We start from the raw sequence: 21,210 nt of genomic DNA on the forward strand, positions 1-21,210 counted from the left end.
GCAAGTACAAGCAGATTAATTTTGATTATTGTTGATATTCTTTGGCCCCGGCAATGATTAATTTATAAACTCGCTCACTGATAATCCCCTGTTCAAATTTCATTTTTGCGTCCCAAGTCATTAACTGCCCTTTTTGCCTCACTAACTTACGAGTGGCAGAAGTTACTTCGTTAGGGTCTCCCTCTAATAGAATATCTCTCACTTCTTCATCGAATACCAGATACTCCCTTAGGGCTACACGTCTTTCATCAACGGTTGGGACCAGTTTTTGCCAAATGCAAAGCCTAATTGTTTCAAGAATATCGATGGTTCTTCCCAAACGCTCTTCCCCGCTAAAAGATGTGACCAGACGTCGCATCGTTTCTGCAACACCAGAAGTATGCAGGGTTGTGTAGACAGGGTGTCCTGTTAAAGCGGCTTCAAGAGCGGCGCTGATGGTTTCTGCATCACGACATTCACCCACCATAATTAATCTCGGCTTTCGTCTTAATGCGTTTCTTACTCCATCAGCAAAGTTGGGTAAGTGTCTTGGAATCTCTGATTGGCTTACTACAGCGGAAATTGTTTCAATTTCATCATAGACGAATTCTATTGGGGATTCGTAAGTTAATACTTTGCGGTTTGAGTCTGATGTTTCAATAAGCTCGCGAATAATGGAGGCCAACAATGTCGATTTGCCCGAACCGGTAGCGCCTGTAATAAACACGATTCCTTCCTGTGGAGCAATCGCTTCAATAATGTTATCAGGGAGGTTCATGGTACTGAGTTTGGGTGGTGTGGTCGGAATAGTTCTTAATGTGATCTGAATGGCATCATGACCTTCAACAAGGCAGGCAGTCGCGTTAACCCTATATCGATAGCGTACACCACGGTTGGGTCGAAACTCATAATGAGTATCTATATCTTTACCGGAAAGTAATTGTGTCGTGGCATTCGGGCCATAAATGGAATTAATAAGGTCACCCAATTCTGTATTGGAAAGACGTCGATTTGTAATTTTAAGGAGTCTTCCATAAACCTCTGCAAAAATGGGTTCGCCAGTTTGGATTGTTATATCTGAAGCATTCAGGCTTTCTGCATGCTCCAGCATTCTGTCCATGAATACAGGAGTGAAACGAGTTGGCTCATCGGGCATTAAATTAATATTATCCATAGACATTAACTTACTGGTGCTATAATAGGTTGCCAGGATTTGTTCGTTATAACAATTTTAGCCTGATTTGCCAGTTTTTCCATATTTTTGAAACGTTCGAGAGCATTTTCATCTTTGGCGACCGCAGCTCTCCATTCCGCACTATTGACATTAAGTTCAGGTAACGCGGTGATGCGTAAGACCCTGTCATCGATATGAATTTCTGAGCCATCCCCAGTTACCCCCAAGTCAGTATGAGAAACATAAGGAGGAGATACCATGTTCATAGCCAGTAATTTTCTATAAAGAATCATACCGCCGAAATCTTCTTTAATGCGGGCAATATTTTCTTCCAAAATGGTGTTTGCCTGATCTATACCATTTTTCCACCCTCTTTCAGTATAGATGCACCATATTTCTTTTTCAGCCTTGGTTTTGGGGAGTAGAGTGACATTGGGAGCTTCAGGTTTCACATAATCCATCCACAAATATTGCCGCCAGGTAGGTGGAGTGGTAATGAAATGAGCTTGTTTTGCGACTTTATAGGTGCGATCTGAAATACGGATACTTTGAGCATCTGCAAGATTCAAAGTATTCCTTCCCTCAAGCAATACAGGAGGTAAAATATTATGCTCTAAGACCAGGGAATTAAAATCATAAATTGCATCAAGATTCCTTGCCTGTTTGTTTAATTGCTCGTCAATTATTTTTGCTCTCCAGGCTAACCCAGCCTGGGCGCCAACACTTAAAGCGGTTTCCTTAAGGGCCATCTCGCGAATTTTACCCATTTTTTGTTTTTTTTGAGCTCGGGTGTATTTTGAATCAGCCATCGCTTGAAGGCCTGCCAATGAGCCAGTATCCCCGTAATGATTACGAGAAGAACAGGCTACCAGGAGGGCTGATAGCAAAATAGATAAACTAAGAATAAATTTTCGCATAGCGCAATTCTACAACCTGACTGTTAGGATACACATGAATACTGGCTTTTTTCCCAGCTTGATAATCAATATCTCTAAGGATCTCGGCCAGACTCTCATCTTTGGTACTGATGCTGATTAAAACTGGAACCGAAGGGGATTTACCTAAAACACGAAAGCTGAAATGTGCTGCTTTGGCGATACGTGCAGTCAATTCTTCTATCGGACCAGACCAATCGACACTGGCTCTTGCTTGCAAATTATAAGCATTAGGTATAGTTAAGGTATTGTCTTTGCTTGGTGGAGTAATTACTTTTTCAACTTTTGCCATTTCAAGCATGGAGTCACTGACTGAAACGGCAGCTTCTGCTAATTTAATAGTCGCATCATCACTTGGATTATTCATGGGTGGTTTTTTAAATTTCATTGTTCCAGCGCAACCAGCAAGAAGCGCTGAAAAAATAAACATTATGACAATCTTATTGTTGTTCATTCAATGTTCTTTACCATTTGGAAATATTAGTTTGATTGAAACAGGAGGAGGGCTTGTTGTCAAGACATTGTTTGTTAGAGTTTTTCAAATAATCTATAAATGACTTGACCGGCTTGTTTTAATTTCAATTGCTTCCAAAGTTCAGTTTTTACTTCAATAGGAGATGATGATTCAATGTAGATAAGACCTCCTTTAACAAGAAGGTTATTTGTTATGATATGATCAAGACATTGAGGAACATAGTTGAGAGCGTAGGGAGGATCTAAAAAAATCAGATCGAATTGCTCGGTGCTTTGTTTAAGATAATTTAATGTATCAGTTTTTATAAGTTGCAAGTTGGGGGTATCAAATTGACGAATGGTATTTTGCAAACTGGCATGAGCTTTGCTAGATTGTTCGATAAAAACGACATGAGACGCTCCTCTGGAATAGGCTTCAAATCCCAACGCGCCACTACCTGCAAAAGCATCCAGACAGCGGGCATTTCTAATATCATTCATTAGCCAATTAAAAAGTGTTTCCCGAACTCTGTCTGGTGTTGGTCTCAGGCCATCTACATCGGGGAAATGTATTTTTTTCCCCCGATATAATCCTCCGATAATCCGTATTACCTGTTTCAAGATTGTCCAACCGTTACCAGGAGTAATTTTTCAGGGTTCACCTGTTGCTGGAATGCTTGCCTGATTTCAGCATCGGTTACCGCGTTGATTTTAGCGACATAGGTATCCAAATAATTATCAGGTAAATGGTAGAACGCCATTCTTAATAACAGGTTTGCAATGTTGGTATTGCTCCCTAGCGAGAGAGGAAAACTGCCTGTCAGATATTGTTTCGCTGAAGTCAGCTCCTCCTTATTAGGCCCATTTTTGATAAATTTTATCAGGGTATCCTGGGTAATGTGCAGTGCGTTTCTGGCCTCGGAGTTTTTGGTTGATAAACTAATGATAAACGGTCCTTCACCTAGCATAGGGACAAATTGACTATCGATTCCGTAAGTTAAACCTCTTTTTTCTCGTACTTCAGTACCTAGCCTGGAAACTAATGTTCCTCCACCTAAAATATAATTCCCAACCATTAAAGGGAAATAATTTTGATTATGATGATCTATTCCTATCTGTCCCAAGCGAACTACTGTTTGTGAGGAAGGAAACGGTACATTAATTTTTTCCGCATCGGCCAGCTGAGAGGCCTTGGGAATTGTTGGTGCTGGCTCTCCTGCAGGTAGATCCTGGGTCAACTGTTCTGCCAATTGATGAGCTTGAGAACTGTCAATAGCACCAACCATAACTAATATACCATTTTTAGCAACAAAATATTTTTTATAAAAATCAATGACTTGATTTTCTTTAATGGCATTTAGTGACTCAACTGTCCCATGCACAGGATGGGCATAAGGATGCTCTTGATATAAGGTTTTAAAAAAGTTCTGGATGGCTACATCATCTGGCGATTCTTCTGTTTGTTCAACTGCCATGAGAAGTTGATCTTTTTCTCTTGCGAAGGATTCTTTAGGAAAATCAGGATGACTAATAATTTGGCTAAAGTTTTTGGTAGATTGCTGCAAAGCCTCTTTGCTAGTAAGAGTTCTTAGACTAAGGACAACCATATCCCTACTCGTTTCGGCATTAAATTGTGCTCCGGTGTCTGCTAAAGCTTCCGCAATAGTCGTTGCGTCTTTACCGGAATTGCCTTGATTAATCAAATTGGTTGTTAATGCGCTTAAACCAAAATACTTACCGTCATAGGCAGAGCCGGCAGCAAATGCCAAACTAATATCAAGCATAGGTACTTCCATTGCTTGATAAAATACAACTCGCACCCCATTTTTAGTCTGCCATTTTTCAGTTTTGAATGAATTGGCGAATAGATTGTGAGAAAAAATTACACTAAACGAAATGATAAAAGCTCTTATAACACTCATGGTCTTACCTCTTCTTGCCTGATTGGCTTTAATTCTGCAACAGTCATGTTATTTTCTTGAAAATATCGTTGCGCAACTTGCTGAATTTGCTCGGGAGTTATTTCATTGATGGCTTTGGTGTATGTTTCCGTATTTTTCCAACCCAGACCTATTGTTTCTAACAATCCCAGTTCCATGGCCTGACCAAAAATAGAATCTTTTTCAAAAGTTTTTTGTGCTATGATTTGATTTTTAACCCTTTGCAATTCCTGATTGCTAACAGGCGCTTTTTTTAAGGCTTCCAATTCCGTAATCAATGCCTTTTCCAGATCTTTTATTCGATGATCTTGGCTAGGCGCCCCAAAGACAATAAATTGGCTTTGGTACCTTGAATAGAGGTTATAATAGGCCTCTGCACCAGTGGCTACTTGATTGCCTCGCACCAAGTGTTTGGCAAAGCGCGCACTTTCCCCTGCATCAAGTATCCCGGCTATAATCTCCAATGCGTAAGGTTCCCAGTTATTTTTAGCAGTTTTTACACTGGGTACAGTATAGCCAATTAACAGTAATGGCAATTTCGCTGGCGCGTTAATGTAAACCATTTTTTTCCCGAGCGCTGAGGGTTCTTGCTGGGGTTTACGAGACGCTATGGGACGTTTGGCTATTGAGCTGAAATAACGTTCAGCCAAGGCATGTACTTTCTCTGGATTCACATCGCCTACTACTACCAAGGTGGCATTATTTGGTGCGTAATAACTTTCATACCATTTTTTTAAATCCTCTACTTTCATTTGTTTCAAATCATTCATCCATCCTATCACCGGGTGATTGTATGGTGCTGTAAGATGCGCTGTGGCCAGAAAACGTTCGAAAGCAAGTGCCTGCGGGTTATTGTCAGTACGTAAACGTCTTTCCTCTTGAATGACTTTAATTTCTTTAGCGAATTCCTCGCTATTAAGCAGTAAATTATTCATGCGATCGGCTTCTAATTCGAAGCTTGTAGCCAGATGATCAGCATCTAATTTTTCATAGTAGGCGGTATAATCATTGTTTGTAAAAGCATTTTCCTGACCTCCCAATGCAGCAATTGTTTTGGAAAATACCCCTACCGGGTATTTGGAAGTTCCTTTAAACATCATGTGCTCTATGGCATGAGAAACACCAGTGATGCCTATAGGCTCATCTGCTGAACCCACGTTATACCAAATCATGGATACTACGACTGGAGCTCGATGATCTTCTTTTACCAGTACTTTTAAACCATTGTTTAACGTATACTCCTGGACTTGGCTAAAAGCCTGAAATGAGAGTAGCATCATAAGAGAAATGAGTAATTTGTGCACAATGTCACCTCAAAGCTAAAAAGATGATAGAATTTCATATTTTTAAGGAATTGTACACTAAAATGATTAAATGGTTTAAACGAAATCAAAATTCCGAACCAAATTTGGATGCCGAAGAGCAACAAGATTATGCCGAAAGCAGCATGGAATCCAGGCTTGAAGAACCCCAGGAACTGACTGCCAAAGAGCCTTCGCCCAAAGAAAGTATTTTTGCCCGGTTTAGGAAAGGCCTTAGCAAAACCCGTCATCAATTGGGGGAAGGCATAAGTCGGCTGCTGTTAGGTAAAAAAGAAATCAGCCAGGAGTTACTCGAAGAGCTGGAGACCTTACTAATTAGTGCTGATTTAGGTTTGGACACCACTCAAGACGTATTGAAACAGCTAAGTGAAGGCTTGGCAAGAAAGCAACTGTCTGATGGTGAAGCAGTTTATCAGACTCTAAAGACAAATTTGCAAACGATTTTGAGCCAGGAAGAGAAACCGCTTTCCATAGAAACTGAAGACGGTTCTCCCTTTGTCATATTAATGGTTGGTGTCAATGGTGCCGGTAAAACAACCACGATTGGTAAACTAGCCAAACAATTCCAGAAGCAGGGAAAAAAAGTCATGTTAGCTGCGGGCGATACGTTTCGGGCTGCCGCGGTGGAGCAATTGCATGTATGGGGCGAAAGAAATGGCATACCTGTTATTGCCCAGCATACCGGCGCTGATAGTGCCTCAGTAATTTTTGATGCTCTTCAGGCTGCCAAAGCGAGAAAAATAGATGTTTTAATCGCTGATACAGCTGGGCGTTTGCATACTCAAAGCAATTTAATGGAAGAGTTGAAAAAAGTGAAAAGAGTCATGCAGAAACTCGATCCCAAGGCACCTCATGAAACCATGTTGGTATTGGATGCGAGTATTGGGCAGAACGCCTTGGCTCAGGCAAAACAGTTTCATGAAGCAGTACAATTAACTGGAATTACTATGACCAAGCTTGATGGAACAGCCAAAGGCGGGATATTATTTGCTATAGCGAATGATTTGGGTATACCATTTCGTTATTTAGGGGTGGGGGAGGGCATTGAGGATTTGAGGCCCTTTGACGCAGCGCAATTTGTTAGTGCAATATTCGATGATGATCACATTTGACCAGGTTAGTAAACGTTATCCGGGCGGCTTCGAGGCATTAAGCCAAGTTAATTTTTCTTTGCAAAAGGGAGAAATGGCCTTTCTTACAGGCCATTCAGGCGCTGGCAAAAGCACCTTGCTCAAGTTGATCGCTCTTCTTGAATGGCCGACGTCTGGTCAATTAACAGTCAATGGTTTGAAATTAAATCATCTCAAAAAGCGAGATGTTGCTGCTCACCGCAGTCAGTTGGGCATTACATTTCAATCACCTCAGCTGCTGAATGACAGAACTGTTTTTGATAATGTTGCCTTGCCCTTGCAAATTCAAGGAGTTGCTTATCCTATGATTGCCAAAAGGGTGCATGCCGCTTTGGATATGGTTGGATTGTTGAGTAAAGAGAAAATGTTACCAGTTCACCTGTCTGTTGGTGAACAGCAACGAGTCGGTATTGCTCGTGCTGTAGTTCATAAGCCTGCATTGTTATTGGCAGATGAACCTACCGGTAACCTGGATCCAAAACTTTCTTCTGAGATAATGAAGATTTTTGAACAATTTAATCAGGTTGGAGTTAGTATATTAATTGCAACTCATGATTTGGCTTTAATAGCCGGAATGAAACATCGCATCGTCATGCTGAAAGGAGGAAGGCTGTGTTAAAACGATCACAATCTCTTCTTGCCTATCATTTGCAAGCCGCGGCCAATAGCTTGAATCTTTTCTGCCGCAAACCGATAGCAACCATGATGACCGTCATTGTTATTGCTATCGCTTTGGCGTTACCTACACTTTTTTGGGTATTCACTGACAATTTAAGTGAACTAACCAATCGTTGGCAGCGAGGGGGGCACATTTCCCTGTTTTTGAAACCTTCATTGTCGGAAGCGGAGCAAACATCGTTACTTGAAAAAGTACGCACTACTGAAGGAGTTGGTCAAGCAAATATCAAATCTGCAGCAGATGGATTATCTGAGTTAACTCAACAAGAAGGCATGCAAGACATTATGCGGTATCTTCCTGAAAATCCTTTGCCCGCAGTTATTGAAGTAGTTCCTGCATTAGTTATAGATTCTCCTGCAAAATTAGATTTATTATCTCGAAAGCTTCAGGCTTTTCCACAAGTCGCGTTGGCGAAACTGGATATGGAGTGGATTAATCGATTGCACGCTATCTTGGGTTTTTCTGGCAAGGCAGCAAATGCTTTAATGGCCTTATTAGCTTTGGCTGTAGTATTTATTATTGGCAATACCTTACGTCTAGACATTCATAATAGACAAGAAGAAATTAAAATTTTAAAACTGATTGGCGCAACAGATCCTTACATTATTCGTCCTTTTTTATATTCTGGAGTTTGGTATGGGGCAGCTGGCGCGCTTTTAGCCATCTTTCTGGTTAATATTTTTATTCTAACCCTGGGCGTCGCAGTGAATCAGCTGGCTAATGTCTATCAAATGCACTATCCTTTAGCTTGTTTGTCACTGCGGCAAATCTTGCTACTTGTGTTATTTGCTATTATACTCGGGTGGCTTGGAGCCTTGATGTCTGTTAAGCGGCAATTGGCTTCTATAGAACCCTACAAATAATGTATAATATTAGTTGATCAAGTATTAGTTTTGGTCAGTATTTGTTCAGATTCGGTGTGTGCTTATAAACCGTAAAAAACTTTTATATAAGAGGTTTAGCGATTTATAAATATGCCAAGGATCGCTGAAATAATGACCAAAATTGAAACATCATGAAGAGAGTGCTAAGTTATGAAGTTTTACTTAATTTGCAGTTTTTGAAAATTTATAGCTTAGCATTCATTTTGGTGAATCCTATCAGTTAATAGGATGTAAATTTTAATACTATTTTAGTGTTAATGACCGGAGGAAGTAGTATGAGTCAACAGTTGCAACTTGCTGCAATGAATCTACCTGTTGGTAGTCTTGATTCTTATATCCATCGAGTAAATCAAATTCCAATGCTGACTTTGGAAGAGGAAATTGCATATGCCGAGCGTTTTCATTCTGAAGGAGATATAGAAGCTGCTCGACAATTAGTTCTTGCGCATTTGCGCTATGTAGTTCGTGTAGCCCGCGGTTATCTGGGGTATGGATTGCCTTTAAGTGATTTAATTCAGGAAGGTAATGTAGGCTTGATGAAAGCCGTAAAACGTTTTGACCCCAAGATGGGCGTACGCCTTGTTTCTTTTGCCGTTCATTGGATTAAAGCAGAAATTCATGAGTTTGTGCTGCGTAACTGGCGAATAGTGAAAGTTGCTACAACCAAGGCCCAACGTAAATTATTTTTTAATTTGCGCCAAATGAAAAATCGATTAGGTTGGTTCAGCAATGAAGAAGTTGACGCTGTCGCCAAAGATTTGGGCGTTAGCCGAGAAGACGTGTTGTTGATGGAGCAACGTTTAAATGTTATGGATTCATCTTATGATGCGCCAGATGTTGATGATAATGATGATGCTTACAAAGCGCCTGAGCGTTATTTGTTTAATGTGAATGATGATCCTGCTGTCTTGTTAGAGAATGAGGATACTGGCGATCAGGGGCGTGAAAAATTACTGTTTGCTATGGAACAACTGGATGAACGTAGCCAGGATATTTTACAACAACGCTGGCTTGCTGAAGAAAAACTCACGTTACATGATTTGGCAGAAAAATATGGTGTCTCTGCTGAGCGGGTTAGGCAACTTGAAAAAAATGCCATGAAAAAAATCCGTCAATACATGGAAGGTTAATTACAAAATTTTGAAGCCAATTTCTCTGTATGTGAAGCACATTGTTTCAGCAAATACAATGGTCTGCCTATCTACTGGATTCACCTGGATTAGGTAAAGCCGTAATCCAGGTGGATCAAAATTCCCCTGTCATATTAACGATTTAAAAAATCCAAAGCGATTTGTTCGACACGCTCATCCATTAACACACTCACATGATCAGCGTCTGGTAAAAGAGACAGGCGGGCATTTTTGTAATATTTGCAAAAATTTATCGATTCTTTGGGGCTGATAGTGGCATCCAATTCTCCATGGATACATAGAAAATAGGTATCAGGGGCTTGGGAAATAAAATGACTTAAACGAATTCTCTCAGGATCTACCGATGCTTGTTCACGGATTAGTTGGCGAAGTTGTAAATAGGCTTGCCCGCTTAATTTAAAACGTCTGGCAATTTTATTGACAGGAGTTCGCATTTGTGTTGGCGATGCAATTAAAATGGCTCTTTCCGGCTTGTGATTTAATTGCCATTCTGGTAATTGGCCTGCCAGATTCAAAGTATTTAAAATCATTGAACCACCAAAAGAATGGCCAACCAATCCATAAAAAGGCCCAAATTGGTTAATCGTTTCTTTGATAATAGCAATGGCATCAGTCCAGGGAAGCTGAATCCCTTTAGCTTCGCCATGGGCAGGAAAATCGATAGCATAGACTTCATATCCTTCTTTATGAAGAAGCCTGATTAAGCGAACCATATAAGCAGCACGAGACATCCAGCCATGGGTAATCAATATTTTTTTTCCATTTGGTTTGTTCGGGGGAGTAAATCGATGTAAAACATGATGACGAGGATATTCTCTGTGTATGATTTCATCCCGTCTTCCTTCTATGAATTCACAGGCCATTTTGGCAAATTCCCTGTATTTTTTATCGATAGGAAGATGAATGGGGGTAATAAACATTTGGTAGCAAAATTGAGCATGTAACAAATCCCTTATGTGTATTAATGAATCAGTCATCATGGCAACATTCCTCACATAATTTATTTTTATTTTAGACCAAATCCATAATTTGAGTTAATTAGTGGACATATTGATATTTACTGACTCATGGACTCATGTTTTGGCGAAACATGCAAGAGCATTAGATTAATTCAATTCGATATCCTTTTATTGGACGACACTATTTTACTTAGCCACGAGGAATAAAAGACAAAGAATAGCATTATGCTAAACTAATGTAATTACTGGACTTTTACGGATATTGCCCTAGACTATTTTAAAATAATTTAGGAGATATTTTATGTATTCATCGAATTATATTTATCAAAATGATGATCTTGAGTTACACGGATTTTTAGCGCATGAAGAGGGAATTAAACAATCTCGGCCTGCCGTAATAGTCGCTCATGATTGGAGTGGAAGAGGTGAGTTTGCTTGCCTTAAAGCAAAACAACTTGCTGAGATGGGCTATATAGGCTTTGCTTTGGATATGTATGGGCAAGGACAAATTGGTTCTAACAATGATGAAAAAATGGCATTAATGCAACCCTTGTACAGCGATCGCTCTTTGCTTAGGGAACGGTTGTATGCCGCATTGGAAGCCATTAAATCAATATCGGTAGTTGATAACAATCGCTTAGCCATTATAGGGTTTTGCTTTGGTGGTTTGTGTGCTCTTGATTTAGCCAGGAGTGGTGCGGATATTCGAGGAGCAGTAAGTTTTCATGGCTTGCTTAATAAACCTGAGAATCTAGCATCCGAAAGAATTAAAGCAAAAATTTTGGCCTTGCACGGTTATGATGATCCTATGGCAAAACCTGAGCAAGTACATGCTTTTTGTCAGGAAATGACAGAAGCTAATGTGGATTGGCAAATGCACATGTATGGGCAGGTGAAACATGCTTTTACTAATCCTCAAGCGCATGATGGACATTTAGGATTAATTTACGATGAGGTTGCCGCGCGCCGTTCATGGCAAGCAATGAGCCGGTTTTTACAAGAGATTTTTAATGTTTAAAAAAATTCTGGTAGCTAATCGCGATGAGATAGCCTTGCGAATAGTTCCTGCTTGCAAGGAGATGGGGATAGCAGCAGTTACTATTCACAGTGAAGTAGACAGATTTGCCCTTAGTACTTCGACGGGCGCGTCGATCTCTTGAGGAAATGCGTATGTTTGGAATAAAAAACTACCATTCCTTATTATTTAGAAATGATAAAATCGGAGGAGTTTCAGAAAGGGGTATTCAATACCGGTCTAGTGGAGGCATACCCCGAATGGTTAAAGTATTCAAATAAATCCTTGCCTCAAAACAAGGCAGCGGTTATTGCAGCGGTAATCGCTTTAAATAAAACCTAGAACAGGTTTATCTCTAGGTATCAACATGGGATAAAATAATTTCCAGGCGTTCTTTTATTGAGGTTGCTGGTAATTCTATGACAGGGTAGTTAAGGCCAACATAGGCATTATAAATGCAATCGCTAATTTTCTTTGCGGTGACATCATCCTCATCTCTTATGGTATCAGGGACAACAGGCAAGGGATGACAGAAAAAAATTTTTTTATAACGTAAATACCGACAAGCTCTAACTACATGAGCCTCATCTAAATGATGAAAACGAAAATAGCCGATGCTGTCCGGGGTGCCACGGTCAAAAAAAATTAAGTCGTCCTTAGGCAGGTTTCTTTCTCGTCTTAACATGATATTGAGAATTTTTCTTTGTAACCAAAGGATATCATGTTTTACTTCTTGTAGAGTTTTTTTATCATGAGACAGCAGTTGGTTGATATAAAATCTGGCTATTTCTGGCGCAGTTTTGTATCCCAACTCTGCCAAATGATTAATTAAAGTGGTTTTCCCTGAGGAAGGTCCACCTGTTATCACGCACCAATTGGTTTGAATCATAGCAAATAATTATCAATGAGACGGATATCGCCAATTTTTACAGCAGCAAATCGTCTGCCCTGGAATTCTTCAATATATTCTACAGTAATTCCAAGCGCTTCCAATTCTTTGCTTATCATGGCAGAGGATTTGTTTTGATGAAATATTTTTGCAAATTCATCAGCGATTTCTCTTTGGCTTGGAGTAAGCCTGTTATTGCGTGAGCTGCAGGCCAGGCCACTTTTTTCTCTTACTGTGGGGCAAGATTTGATTTCAATATCCATGAACAATGCTTTTACCATTCCTTGAATTAGCAACAGTTGTTGGTAATCTTTTTCACCAAAATAGGCACGGGCTGGTTTGACCAAATTAAAGAGTTTCATGACGATGGTCAGGACTCCGTTAAAATGCCCCGGTCGGTGTTTCCCCTCCATCAATTGCCCAAGCCGGTTTTCTTGAACTTGATAAGCATAGCCATCGGTATAGATTTCATTTTCATTGGGGAGTATACAAAAATCAACTCCATTCTGAGTCATTAATTCGAGATCAGCATCAACTGTGCGTGGATAATGCTTGTAATCATCAGGGTTATTAAATTGGGTCGGGTTAACAAACAAACTGGAGGCGGTATAGTGATTTTCTTTGCTACTGGCTAAAAATAAAGAAGCATGTCCAGCATGCAAGTTACCCATAGTTGGAGCAAACCCCAGGGATAAATCAGAGGACAGGGTATTTCTAAAGTGAATCCACTCATTTAAATTATGAAAAATTTGCATGGATAATTTTCCTAGAAAGAATGTTCATTAGCTGGGAAATGCATCTGTTGTACTTGCTGGACATAGCTGTTTAAGGCTTCAATAAAATGGTCTTTGGCTCTAAAATATTTTTTTACAAATTTAGGATTAAATGAAGTCTGTAAACCCAGCATGTCGTGCCAGACAAGGACTTGCCCATCAGTTCCAGGGCCTGCGCCAATTCCTATAGTAGGAATAACCAACGAATCGGTAATCGTTTTTGCCAAGTCCTGCGGAACACATTCAATGACTACCGCAAAGCAGCCTGCTTGTTCCAGGGCGGCTGCCTGTTGTAATAGAGTTTCTGCCTGTTCGCTGCTTTTTCCCTGGACTTTATAACCGCCTAATTGATGAATGGATTGGGGAGTTAAGCCGATATGCCCCATAACAGGGATGCCGGCATTAACTAAATGGGAAATCGTTTGGCAGGTGTCTTTATCAGCTCCCTCGATTTTAACTGCTTGAGCTCCAGCCTGTAAAAGCCTTTTTACGTTTTCTACTGTATGACCTTGAGATGATTTATGTCCAAGAAAAGGTAAGTCAGTAATCAAAAACTGTTTGCCTAAACCACGAGCTACTGCCTGGGTATGTAATTCCATCATTTCGATAGTGGCCATAATGGTTGTAGGATGGCCGTGCACTGCCATGGCTACGGAATCACCCACGAGAACACAATCGATATTTGATTCTGCTACTATGCATGCTGAAGGGTAATCGTAACAGGTCAACATGGAAATTTTCTTCTGTTCCTGTTTTTTTATTTTAAAATCATGGATTTTCATGCCGCTCTCCCTGAATAGGAGAATGCGCATGTAATAGATAAGAATGATGGTAATGCAGGTACCTGTCTCATGGATCAAGTCCTCCTCTGAAGGTCAATAAAAGTCGCTGCCAACAAAATAAACCAGATATACAAAAGGTCTATTGGGGGTCAACGCATCCATTGCTATAATAGCCTAACTCTTTTGCTTAAATCCATATTGATTTGGGTTATTATCTTTAAATTGGCAGGGTTGTTATGCTATTTACCGACAAATTAAATACTCCCGGAGAGCATAAATTAATGCTTGAAGGATTAGTTGGCCCACTGGAAGCTGTACTGACTGTTCCTGAAGATGCGGATACTCGTTATGTTGCTTTTCTTGGTCATCCACATTCTTTACAAGGCGGGACAATGAATAACAAAGTAGTTACTACGATGGCCAGAGCTTTTAGGGAATTGCATATTCCTTCAGTGCGGTTTAATTTCAGAGGCGTAGGGCAGTCCGGAGGCCATTATGATAATGGCATTGGCGAGAGTGACGATATGCGCAAGCTTGTGAGGCAGTGGCATTCTGAGCAACCGCAAGCCCAAAATATTTTTGCGGGCTTTTCTTTCGGATCTTATGTGGCTTATAGAACGGCGTCTCATTGTGAGCATGCTCTGTTAATAACGATAGCTCCTCCTGTGCATCATTATGATTACAAAGAATTTGAACCCCTTCCTTATCCCTGGCTTATTATACAAGGCAAAGAAGATGAGGTCGTGCCATTTGAACTGGTGAGTGACTTCGCCAGCCAATCATCGCAGGTATTGCCAGTCATTGAATTTGTTGAAACGGGTCATTTTTTTCATGGTAAGCTGTTAATATTAAAAGAAAAACTGATGGATTCTGTTCGTGATCAGGTTTGCCTGTCATGAGTTTGATTGAGCAGTATGAAGCCGCGATTTATAGAGGTGAAATAGATAGCGATCCTGAGCAGAGAGAAATCCTTGAACACATGCAGAGGCTTGCTGATGATTTACAGAAAAAGAATGACTCTTGGTTTCCCTGGAGAAAAAAACATCTTATTAAAGGGCTTTATATCTATGGGCCTGTGGGAGTTGGCAAGACTTATTTGGTGGATTTGTTTTATCAGCATATTGATGAGGAAAAAAAGGCGAGATTTCATTTTCATCATTTTATGCAGCAAATTGATGTTCAATTAAGACGATTACAAGGTAAAAAAAATCCTTTGCAGTATATCGCCAAAGAAATGGCCAAATCGATTCGTTTACTTTGTTTTGATGAGTTTTTAGTTCACGATGTGGCTTATGCAATGATTTTGGCTGAATTATTACAAGCACTGCATCACTACGGCGTTGTTTTGGTTGTTTCTTCGAATACTCGTCCGGATGATTTGTATTTAAATGGGGTGCATAGAGAGAGATTTATTCCGGCTATCGAGATTATTAAAAAAAATTGTGAGGTTCTGAATCTTAATCAAAAACGAGATTATCGTTTAGGTCGACAACCCTTGTTAGAGGCTTATTTATATCCTTTAAATGAGCAAACACAAGAAGCAATGGAAAAACAGTTTGCTCTAATAACCCGGGAAGAAGACTGCAAAGGTTTTATAACAGTACAAAATCGTGATATTCCATATATTAAATATGGGGCACGGACTATTTGGTTTGCTTTTGATGTGATTTGTAATTTTCCTCGTAGCCAATTGGATTATTTAGAAATTGCTGATCGCTTTGATAATATCTTCCTGAGTGATGTTTATCAGCTTACTGAAAGTCACACAGCACAAGCGATTATGTTTATTCACTTTATAGATGTTATGTATGATAGGGGCATTAAGCTCATTATCTCAGCGGATGTTCCTGCAGAAGAATTATACGTTAAAGGTGAAATGAAGGAAACGTTTAAAAGAACGTTGAGCCGTCTAATTGAGATGCAATCGGTAGACTATCTGGGTCGTCATCCTCGGCGTTTGTTAAAGGAAATGCTGTAATGTGGTATAAAATTTCTTAATTGAGAATGATTCTCGATATCGTTTGTGTTAAAATCAATTAAATGAATCACCTTATTGTTTATATATTATGCAGATTAGTGAATTAAAACAAGGGGATAAAGTACGATTGGTCAGTTTTGGTGCGACTGATATGCAGTATCGACGCAGGCTTTTATCCCTTGGTATTACTTGTGGAGTTGAGTTTTCTGTAGTGAGGATGGCTCCATTAGGTTGTCCAGTACAAATTGAAGTAAGGGGAACATTTTTAACTTTGCGTAAAGATGAAGCGAGTCAATTAGTGTTGGAGCATCTATGACTCATGCCCTATTAATAGGAAATCCCAATTGTGGTAAGACAACCCTATTCAATGCCTTGACTAATGCGAATCAACGCGTAGGCAACTGGCCCGGAGTAACTGTTGAGAAAAAAACAGGTGAATTTTTGCTTGGAGAACATTTAATTGAAATCACTGATTTGCCAGGTGTCTATTCTCTGGTTGCAAATGCCGAAGGAATAAGCCAGGATGAGCAAATTGCTGCTCAGTCAGTTATTGATTTGGAATACGATTGCATCATTAATGTTATAGATGCTTGTCACCTTGAAAGACATTTGTATTTAACCAGCCAACTTTTTGAGTTAGGTAAACCTGTTGTTGTAGCACTTAACATGATGGATATTGCCGAGCATCGGGGTATTTCTATTGATAAAGAGAAACTCGAGAGTTTCTTAGGGTGTTCTGTTATTCCCATTCAGGCCCATAAAAACATTGGTATTCCGGCACTTCAGCAATCATTACTTCATTGCTCCCAAAAGATAAAACCTCTAAAACTTTCCTTATCAGTTGCAGCACAACAAATTTTGAATGACCTGGAAAATCAGCTGATCTCAAAAGGGTATAAAAATTCCCTTGCCTACTATTTCTCCCGTAGGCTTGCCGAAGGGGATACTTTGATAGGAGAGAAAGCGTTTACCGAGAGTCTTCTTATAAAGCTTCAAGAAACGGATCAAAATCTTGATGTGTTACTGGCAGACGCTCGCTATCAAAAAATCCATGAAATTGTTACTTTGGTTCAAAAAAAGCATAGTGATGCCAGCGAACACTTCACTGCTAAATTGGATAAACTTGTTTTGCATCGCTTTTTAGCTTTGCCCATATTTTTTGCGATGATGTATTTGATGTTTTTGTTTGCTATTAATATTGGGGGAGCATTCCAGGATTTTTTTGACATTAGTACAGAGACTATCTTTGTTCAGGGTAGTGGTTGGTTGTTGCAACAGCTCCATGCACCAAATTGGGTAATCGCGCTTGTAGCTAATGGGGTAGGCAAAGGAATTAATACCACTATTACTTTTATTCCTGTGATTGCCGCGATGTTTTTCTTTTTGTCCTTATTGGAAACTTCTGGCTATATGGCAAGAGCTGCTTTTGTCGTGGATAAAGCGATGCGAGCAATGGGATTACCAGGAAAATCATTTGTACCCATGATTGTGGGTTTTGGATGTAATGTCCCTGCCATTATGGCAGCACGCACCCTGGACTCAGAGCGCGATCGATTATTAACTGTGATGATGAGTCCATTTATGTCTTGTAGTGCCAGATTAGCTATTTATGCGGTATTTGTCGCGGCTTTTTTCCCCTCTGGTGGGCATAATGTTGTTTTTTCGTTGTATTTGATTGGCATTTTAATGGCCGTATTTACCGGATATATTTTACGCAAAACTACGTTGAAAGGACATGCTTCTCCTTTGATTTTGGAGTTACCCGCTTATCATAGACCCTCACTCAGAAGATTGCTGAGAGAAACCTCCATGCGATTACGATTTTTTGTTTATCGTGCGGGTAAGCTGATTATTCCCATTTGCGTGATTCTAGGAGGATTAAATGCGATTACTTGGGGAGGAGGGATTAGCTCTGGAGAAGCCAATACGGATTCTTTATTGTCAATAATAGGTCAGTGGATTACTCCATTATTTGCTCCAATGGGAATTCATCAAGATAACTGGCCCGCGACTGTCGGTTTATTAACTGGCATGCTGGCTAAAGAGGTAGTGGTTGGCACCTTAAACTCACTTTATGCCCAAGTAGGCCATGTGGGAGAAATAGCTGCTGCTCACTTTGATTTTTGGGAGGGCATCAAAGCTGCTTTTGGGTCTATTCCCGCCAATTTGTCTGAATTAGGCTCTGCATTGTGGAACCCTGTTTCTGCCAGTGCAGCTGATAGTGAGTTATCTCAATCTGTCTATGGCATCATGTCACGACGTTTTGATGGAGCTGTAGGAGCCTATGCTTATTTGCTTTTTGTTTTGCTTTATATCCCTTGTGTTTCGACTATGGCGGTGATTCGCCAGGAGGCAAACAAGCGATTTATGTGGACTTCAATTGTTTGGTCATTTGTCGTGGCTTACGCTACTTCTGTTGTTTTTTATCAAGGCGCTAAATTTCTGGATCATCCTCAACAAAGTATGGTCTGGGTTTTGGCTATGTCACTGAGTCTGCTTGTTGTTTTAGTTGTATTTCGTTATAGCCAGTATGGTATGGGGAGGCAAAATGCTGCTGCAAATACGTGATTTTATCTACCGGGAAGGGGTAGTAAGCACTCAACAGTTGAGTAGGGAGTTTCACTTGGATCTGACCGCATTGCAACCTATGCTGGACTTATGGGTTAGGAAAGGAGCAATAAAGAAGTGTCAGGAAGGAGGCAATTGCAAAACTGCCTGCTTTAAATGCCGCACTCCACCAGATTATTATCAATCGGTTGTGTAATTATTAGAATCAATGCAATTATCAGGTTAATAATTTCTTTCCAAGGCAAATTTGGCCAAATCGACTAAAGCTTCTTTATAAACTGAGTCAGGCAGTATTTCCAGGGCAGATAGTGCTGAGACTACTTCTTGGGCAGCAATTCGTTTCGTAAACGGTATGGCTTCGGTTTGCTCAATAGCAATTAAAATATCAGGCAGATGGCTTAGACTGCCTTTCATTAAACTTTCTCTTATTTGCTGTTGTTGAGTCGCATTACCATTTTGTAACGCATGTATTAGTGGTAAAGTCGCTTTTCCATCAGCTAAATCGTCGCCGATGTTTTTACCTAAAGTGGCAGAATCCGAGCAATAATCCAAGGCATCATCAATCAATTGAAAGGCATTTCCCAAGTGTAAACCGTAATTATATAAACTATTTCGAATCTCAATAGGCGCATTCGTGAGTATAGGACCTATGCAGGCAGCCGCAGCAAATAAAAGAGCTGTTTTGGCCCGGATGACGTCGAAATAGTCATCAAGGGTTAAAGCGGGATTGTGGCGATTGGCAAGTTGTTTGACTTCACCACAGGTAATTTGGTGGGAAGTATTGGCCAGTAGATTGAGAATTTCTTTGATGCCAACCTCTACCATTAAATTTACGGATTGGGTAAAAAGATAATCACCAACTAAAACACTGGCTTTACTGCCCCAAATACTATTTGCAGTTTGTCGACCTCTTCTTAAAGTGGATTCATCAATCACATCATCATGCAACAAAGTGGCAGTATGGAAAAACTCAACCATAGCGGCAAGAGAAATATGGTCTTTTCCTTTGTATCCACAAGCATTGCTTGCCAACAGGACAACCAAAGGCCGTAAACGTTTGCCGCCACTTTCGACTATATGTTGAGACAAGTCCTGAATTAAACCAACTTGAGATTGAATTTTATCAATAATTAAATTATTAACCGCGTTAAAATCTTCACTAACCAGCGCTCTTATACGGTCAATAGTCATTCATTTACCCTCTGATATTTAATCAATGAATGCTAAAGTTGTAAAAGTTAATTGTCAAGTGAATGTCAGATTGCTGCATCCTGTGCTTGATAAAATGAAGGCCCAATCATACTAATTAAATTAGGGGTGTTGGTTAAGAGATTTGTTTAAGCGTTTGATATTTTTTCCTTTTATTGTCATACATCGCTTTATCAGCCCATTTTAACAAATCTTCCGCATTTTTTGCATTGCGCGGGTAATTGGCTATCCCAATGCTTATGGTGCAATGAATGGTCTGGCCATTTATGACAAAAGGTTGTTCAAATTCCTGTTCAATTCTCAGAGTTAGAGCCTCAGCAATTTGATCATGCGGTTTATGAACGATAATCGCGGTAAATTCATCTCCTCCCAGTCGGGCTATAAAATCATTTTTCCTAAAGCAGGATTGCAAACGCTTGCTGGTTAAAAGTAAAAGCTGATCACCGAACTCATGACCGTATTTGTCATTGATGGGCTTGAATTTATCCAAATCCATAAAATAAAGAGTAATGGCTTCCTTTTTAGTGTCAGTATTCTCTAATAGGGCCTGAAGATGAGCATGAAAGTAGGAGCGGTTGGGTAAGTTGGTTAATGAATCGTGATGCGAAAGGTAATGGAACTTTTCTTTATCCGCAATGAGCAGATAATTTTGCTCTTTTAACAGCAATTCATATTGTGAGTTTTGATCCAGAAAATGATAAAGAACAGTGAAAATAAGAGCAAAAATAAACAGGTGGTTAGTATTGTCCAGAAAAAATACATATTCCTGAGAAATGGAATAGATGGGGATGTAGAATTCGAATACAAAAAGAAACATTGCCCCAATCGCCAGCAGACCATAAATGACTAAGCCGGCTAATCCAAGTGTAGCAAAAGCAACGATTGGGGAAACATAGAACCATCCCAGGTAAGACATGGTAGTTTTTCCAACCATGAGATTGCCTCCAATGATGATAGACAACACAAGAATATTCAAAATGTGCCCGCTCAAGGCCAGATTGAAGTTCCTTTTAATTAAGATTAAATTTCCGAGCAAAATGAAAATGCCCACGATTAACATACTGATTATAAGCCAGTCTCTTAGCAGGCAGAGGTTTGTTATTATCAGCAAGAGACCCAAAATTACAAGCTCTATGGAAATAACATTAAGTAAATGGCGCTTTCTTTGTTGGTCTTGAGTGGTAACCAGGATTGAGTAATCCTGCTCTCTTGTTTTCTTTAGTAATGACATTCAGCTACCTCAATCGCATTGGCCGGTAATCAATGGGGCTAATTTCTTTTATTAATTCAATTATAGATTAAAAAACAGCCACACTGTCCTCATTGAGGTTAATTTACGCACAGGGAGTTGGTTTGCTATTCATTTTCTACCAAGTCGTTTATCTTCTGT

22 protein-coding genes and 2 pseudogenes are annotated in these 21,210 nt (G+C 39.9%); 12 read left to right on the forward strand and 12 right to left on the reverse strand.

Annotated features, from left to right (window positions below):
* Positions 1–25: 25 nt before the first annotated feature.
* The 6 genes from dotB to OQI99_RS13795 form a co-directional block, all read right to left on the reverse strand.
* Positions 26–1,159, reverse strand: coding sequence for a Dot/Icm type IV secretion system ATPase DotB (gene dotB, locus OQI99_RS13770; protein ID WP_011216546.1), 1,134 nt, complete (start codon positions 1,157–1,159; stop codon positions 26–28).
* Complete coding sequence (dotC, locus tag OQI99_RS13775; RefSeq protein WP_010948375.1) at positions 1,159–2,070, reverse strand: type IVB secretion system protein DotC; 912 nt, start codon at positions 2,068–2,070, stop codon at positions 1,159–1,161. Before dotC ends, dotB begins: the two co-directional genes overlap by 1 nt.
* The gene (dotD, locus tag OQI99_RS13780) at positions 2,051–2,542 is read right to left on the reverse strand and encodes a type IVB secretion system lipoprotein DotD (protein ID WP_265732173.1); all 492 of its coding nucleotides are present in this window, start codon (positions 2,540–2,542) and stop codon (positions 2,051–2,053) included. The genes dotC and dotD overlap by 20 nt, the downstream gene beginning before the upstream one ends.
* Before the next feature lie 74 nt (positions 2,543–2,616).
* Positions 2,617–3,162: a 16S rRNA (guanine(966)-N(2))-methyltransferase RsmD gene (gene rsmD / locus OQI99_RS13785; protein ID WP_265732174.1), complete on the reverse strand. Its 546-nt coding sequence runs from the start codon at positions 3,160–3,162 to the stop codon at positions 2,617–2,619.
* On the reverse strand, positions 3,159–4,463 hold the full coding sequence (locus OQI99_RS13790; RefSeq protein ID WP_265732175.1) for a M16 family metallopeptidase: 1,305 nt from the start codon (positions 4,461–4,463) through the stop codon (positions 3,159–3,161). Before OQI99_RS13790 ends, rsmD begins: the two co-directional genes overlap by 4 nt.
* Positions 4,460–5,785: a M16 family metallopeptidase gene (locus tag OQI99_RS13795; protein ID WP_265732176.1), complete on the reverse strand. Its 1,326-nt coding sequence runs from the start codon at positions 5,783–5,785 to the stop codon at positions 4,460–4,462. Before OQI99_RS13795 ends, OQI99_RS13790 begins: the two co-directional genes overlap by 4 nt.
* 62 nt (positions 5,786–5,847) lie before the next feature.
* On the opposite strand from OQI99_RS13795, the gene ftsY reads away from it, so the two are divergent.
* The 4 genes from ftsY to rpoH all read left to right on the forward strand — a co-directional run bounded on the left by ftsY (position 5,848) and on the right by rpoH (position 9,626).
* Positions 5,848–6,915, forward strand: a complete 1,068-nt coding sequence (gene ftsY, locus OQI99_RS13800) for a signal recognition particle-docking protein FtsY (protein ID WP_265732177.1) — start codon at positions 5,848–5,850, stop codon at positions 6,913–6,915.
* Complete coding sequence (gene ftsE, locus OQI99_RS13805; RefSeq protein ID WP_027222817.1) at positions 6,902–7,552, forward strand: cell division ATP-binding protein FtsE; 651 nt, start codon at positions 6,902–6,904, stop codon at positions 7,550–7,552. Before ftsY ends, ftsE begins: the two co-directional genes overlap by 14 nt.
* Positions 7,546–8,475, forward strand: coding sequence for a permease-like cell division protein FtsX (gene ftsX / locus OQI99_RS13810; protein WP_265732178.1), 930 nt, complete (start codon positions 7,546–7,548; stop codon positions 8,473–8,475). Before ftsE ends, ftsX begins: the two co-directional genes overlap by 7 nt.
* A gap of 296 nt (positions 8,476–8,771) precedes the next feature.
* Positions 8,772–9,626: an RNA polymerase sigma factor RpoH gene (gene rpoH / locus OQI99_RS13815; RefSeq protein WP_013101924.1), complete on the forward strand. Its 855-nt coding sequence runs from the start codon at positions 8,772–8,774 to the stop codon at positions 9,624–9,626.
* Between the two features lie 134 nt (positions 9,627–9,760).
* Here the strand turns inward: rpoH and OQI99_RS13820 are convergent, their stop codons facing one another.
* A complete protein-coding gene (locus tag OQI99_RS13820) occupies positions 9,761–10,627 on the reverse strand; it encodes an alpha/beta hydrolase (RefSeq protein ID WP_265732179.1) in 867 nt (288 codons plus the stop codon).
* Positions 10,628–10,907: 280 nt separating this feature from the next.
* On the opposite strand from OQI99_RS13820, the gene OQI99_RS13825 reads away from it, so the two are divergent.
* The 3 genes and pseudogenes from OQI99_RS13825 to OQI99_RS13830 all read left to right on the forward strand — a co-directional run.
* On the forward strand, positions 10,908–11,624 hold the full coding sequence (locus tag OQI99_RS13825; RefSeq protein WP_265732180.1) for a dienelactone hydrolase family protein: 717 nt from the start codon (positions 10,908–10,910) through the stop codon (positions 11,622–11,624).
* A pseudogene (locus tag OQI99_RS16270) lies at positions 11,617–11,727 on the forward strand (biotin carboxylase N-terminal domain-containing protein); the annotation flags it as partial. The gene OQI99_RS13825 and the pseudogene OQI99_RS16270, both read left to right, overlap by 8 nt.
* Positions 11,726–11,963 (forward strand): annotated as a pseudogene (locus OQI99_RS13830) (acetyl-CoA carboxylase biotin carboxylase subunit); the annotation flags it as partial. The pseudogenes OQI99_RS16270 and OQI99_RS13830, both read left to right, overlap by 2 nt.
* Before the next feature lie 13 nt (positions 11,964–11,976).
* Here the strand turns inward: OQI99_RS13830 and OQI99_RS13835 are convergent.
* From OQI99_RS13835 to panB, 3 genes are read right to left on the reverse strand one after another with little or no spacing between them, the layout of a single operon-like run.
* A complete protein-coding gene (locus OQI99_RS13835) occupies positions 11,977–12,510 on the reverse strand; it encodes an ATP-binding protein (protein WP_061513706.1) in 534 nt (177 codons plus the stop codon).
* Positions 12,507–13,265, reverse strand: a complete 759-nt coding sequence (gene panC / locus OQI99_RS13840) for a pantoate--beta-alanine ligase (RefSeq protein WP_061513707.1) — start codon at positions 13,263–13,265, stop codon at positions 12,507–12,509. The genes OQI99_RS13835 and panC overlap by 4 nt, the downstream gene beginning before the upstream one ends.
* A gap of 11 nt (positions 13,266–13,276) precedes the next feature.
* The gene (panB, locus tag OQI99_RS13845) at positions 13,277–14,065 is read right to left on the reverse strand and encodes a 3-methyl-2-oxobutanoate hydroxymethyltransferase (RefSeq protein ID WP_265732182.1); all 789 of its coding nucleotides are present in this window, start codon (positions 14,063–14,065) and stop codon (positions 13,277–13,279) included.
* Between the two features lie 236 nt (positions 14,066–14,301).
* Here panB and OQI99_RS13850 point away from each other — a divergent pair, with 236 nt between their 5' ends.
* The 5 genes from OQI99_RS13850 (at position 14,302) to OQI99_RS13870 (ending at position 18,807) form a co-directional block, all read left to right on the forward strand.
* Positions 14,302–14,964, forward strand: coding sequence for an alpha/beta hydrolase (locus OQI99_RS13850; protein ID WP_061513709.1), 663 nt, complete (start codon positions 14,302–14,304; stop codon positions 14,962–14,964).
* On the forward strand, positions 14,961–16,043 hold the full coding sequence (gene zapE / locus OQI99_RS13855; RefSeq protein ID WP_265732183.1) for a cell division protein ZapE: 1,083 nt from the start codon (positions 14,961–14,963) through the stop codon (positions 16,041–16,043). The genes OQI99_RS13850 and zapE overlap by 4 nt, the downstream gene beginning before the upstream one ends.
* Before the next feature lie 88 nt (positions 16,044–16,131).
* Positions 16,132–16,359: a ferrous iron transporter FeoA gene (gene feoA / locus OQI99_RS13860; protein WP_010948358.1), complete on the forward strand. Its 228-nt coding sequence runs from the start codon at positions 16,132–16,134 to the stop codon at positions 16,357–16,359.
* Positions 16,356–18,611, forward strand: coding sequence for a Fe(2+) transporter permease subunit FeoB (gene feoB, locus OQI99_RS13865; protein ID WP_265732184.1), 2,256 nt, complete (start codon positions 16,356–16,358; stop codon positions 18,609–18,611). Before feoA ends, feoB begins: the two co-directional genes overlap by 4 nt.
* Positions 18,592–18,807 (forward strand): FeoC-like transcriptional regulator, encoded by a 216-nt coding sequence (locus OQI99_RS13870; protein WP_061513712.1) that lies wholly within the window; start codon positions 18,592–18,594, stop codon positions 18,805–18,807. Before feoB ends, OQI99_RS13870 begins: the two co-directional genes overlap by 20 nt.
* Positions 18,808–18,833: 26 nt before the next feature.
* On the opposite strand, the gene OQI99_RS13875 is transcribed toward OQI99_RS13870, so the two are convergent.
* Complete coding sequence (locus OQI99_RS13875; RefSeq protein WP_061513713.1) at positions 18,834–19,802, reverse strand: polyprenyl synthetase family protein; 969 nt, start codon at positions 19,800–19,802, stop codon at positions 18,834–18,836.
* Positions 19,803–19,935: 133 nt separating this feature from the next.
* Complete coding sequence (locus OQI99_RS13880) at positions 19,936–21,051, reverse strand: GGDEF domain-containing protein (protein ID WP_265732185.1); 1,116 nt, start codon at positions 21,049–21,051, stop codon at positions 19,936–19,938.
* Positions 21,052–21,210: the final 159 nt, after the last annotated feature.

It is taken from the genome of Legionella sp. PATHC039, assembly GCF_026191275.1.
Lineage (GTDB): Bacteria > Pseudomonadota > Gammaproteobacteria > Legionellales > Legionellaceae > Legionella > Legionella pneumophila.

What these genes read in the sequence shown, in the direction of transcription:
- dotC (WP_010948375.1), bottom strand. Translation starts at nt 2,070, where the DNA reads ATGCGAAAATTTATTCTTAGTTTATCTATTTTGCTATCAGCCCTCCTG.
- panC (WP_061513707.1), bottom strand. Translation starts at nt 13,265, where the DNA reads ATGCAAATTTTTCATAATTTAAATGAGTGGATTCACTTTAGAAATACC.
- OQI99_RS13850 (WP_061513709.1), top strand. Translation starts at nt 14,302, where the DNA reads ATGCTATTTACCGACAAATTAAATACTCCCGGAGAGCATAAATTAATG.
- OQI99_RS13880 (WP_265732185.1), bottom strand. Translation starts at nt 21,051, where the DNA reads ATGTCATTACTAAAGAAAACAAGAGAGCAGGATTACTCAATCCTGGTT.
- OQI99_RS13870 (WP_061513712.1), top strand. Translation starts at nt 18,592, where the DNA reads ATGCTGCTGCAAATACGTGATTTTATCTACCGGGAAGGGGTAGTAAGC.
- OQI99_RS13825 (WP_265732180.1), top strand. Translation starts at nt 10,908, where the DNA reads ATGTATTCATCGAATTATATTTATCAAAATGATGATCTTGAGTTACAC.
- OQI99_RS13820 (WP_265732179.1), bottom strand. Translation starts at nt 10,627, where the DNA reads ATGATGACTGATTCATTAATACACATAAGGGATTTGTTACATGCTCAA.
- OQI99_RS13875 (WP_061513713.1), bottom strand. Translation starts at nt 19,802, where the DNA reads ATGACTATTGACCGTATAAGAGCGCTGGTTAGTGAAGATTTTAACGCG.
- feoA (WP_010948358.1), top strand. Translation starts at nt 16,132, where the DNA reads ATGCAGATTAGTGAATTAAAACAAGGGGATAAAGTACGATTGGTCAGT.
- zapE (WP_265732183.1), top strand. Translation starts at nt 14,961, where the DNA reads ATGAGTTTGATTGAGCAGTATGAAGCCGCGATTTATAGAGGTGAAATA.
- ftsY (WP_265732177.1), top strand. Translation starts at nt 5,848, where the DNA reads ATGATTAAATGGTTTAAACGAAATCAAAATTCCGAACCAAATTTGGAT.
- feoB (WP_265732184.1), top strand. Translation starts at nt 16,356, where the DNA reads ATGACTCATGCCCTATTAATAGGAAATCCCAATTGTGGTAAGACAACC.
- rpoH (WP_013101924.1), top strand. Translation starts at nt 8,772, where the DNA reads ATGAGTCAACAGTTGCAACTTGCTGCAATGAATCTACCTGTTGGTAGT.
- ftsE (WP_027222817.1), top strand. Translation starts at nt 6,902, where the DNA reads ATGATCACATTTGACCAGGTTAGTAAACGTTATCCGGGCGGCTTCGAG.
- OQI99_RS13790 (WP_265732175.1), bottom strand. Translation starts at nt 4,463, where the DNA reads ATGAGTGTTATAAGAGCTTTTATCATTTCGTTTAGTGTAATTTTTTCT.
- panB (WP_265732182.1), bottom strand. Translation starts at nt 14,065, where the DNA reads ATGAAAATCCATGATTTTAAAATAAAAAAACAGGAACAGAAGAAAATT.
- dotB (WP_011216546.1), bottom strand. Translation starts at nt 1,159, where the DNA reads ATGTCTATGGATAATATTAATTTAATGCCCGATGAGCCAACTCGTTTC.
- OQI99_RS13835 (WP_061513706.1), bottom strand. Translation starts at nt 12,510, where the DNA reads ATGATTCAAACCAATTGGTGCGTGATAACAGGTGGACCTTCCTCAGGG.
- dotD (WP_265732173.1), bottom strand. Translation starts at nt 2,542, where the DNA reads ATGAACAACAATAAGATTGTCATAATGTTTATTTTTTCAGCGCTTCTT.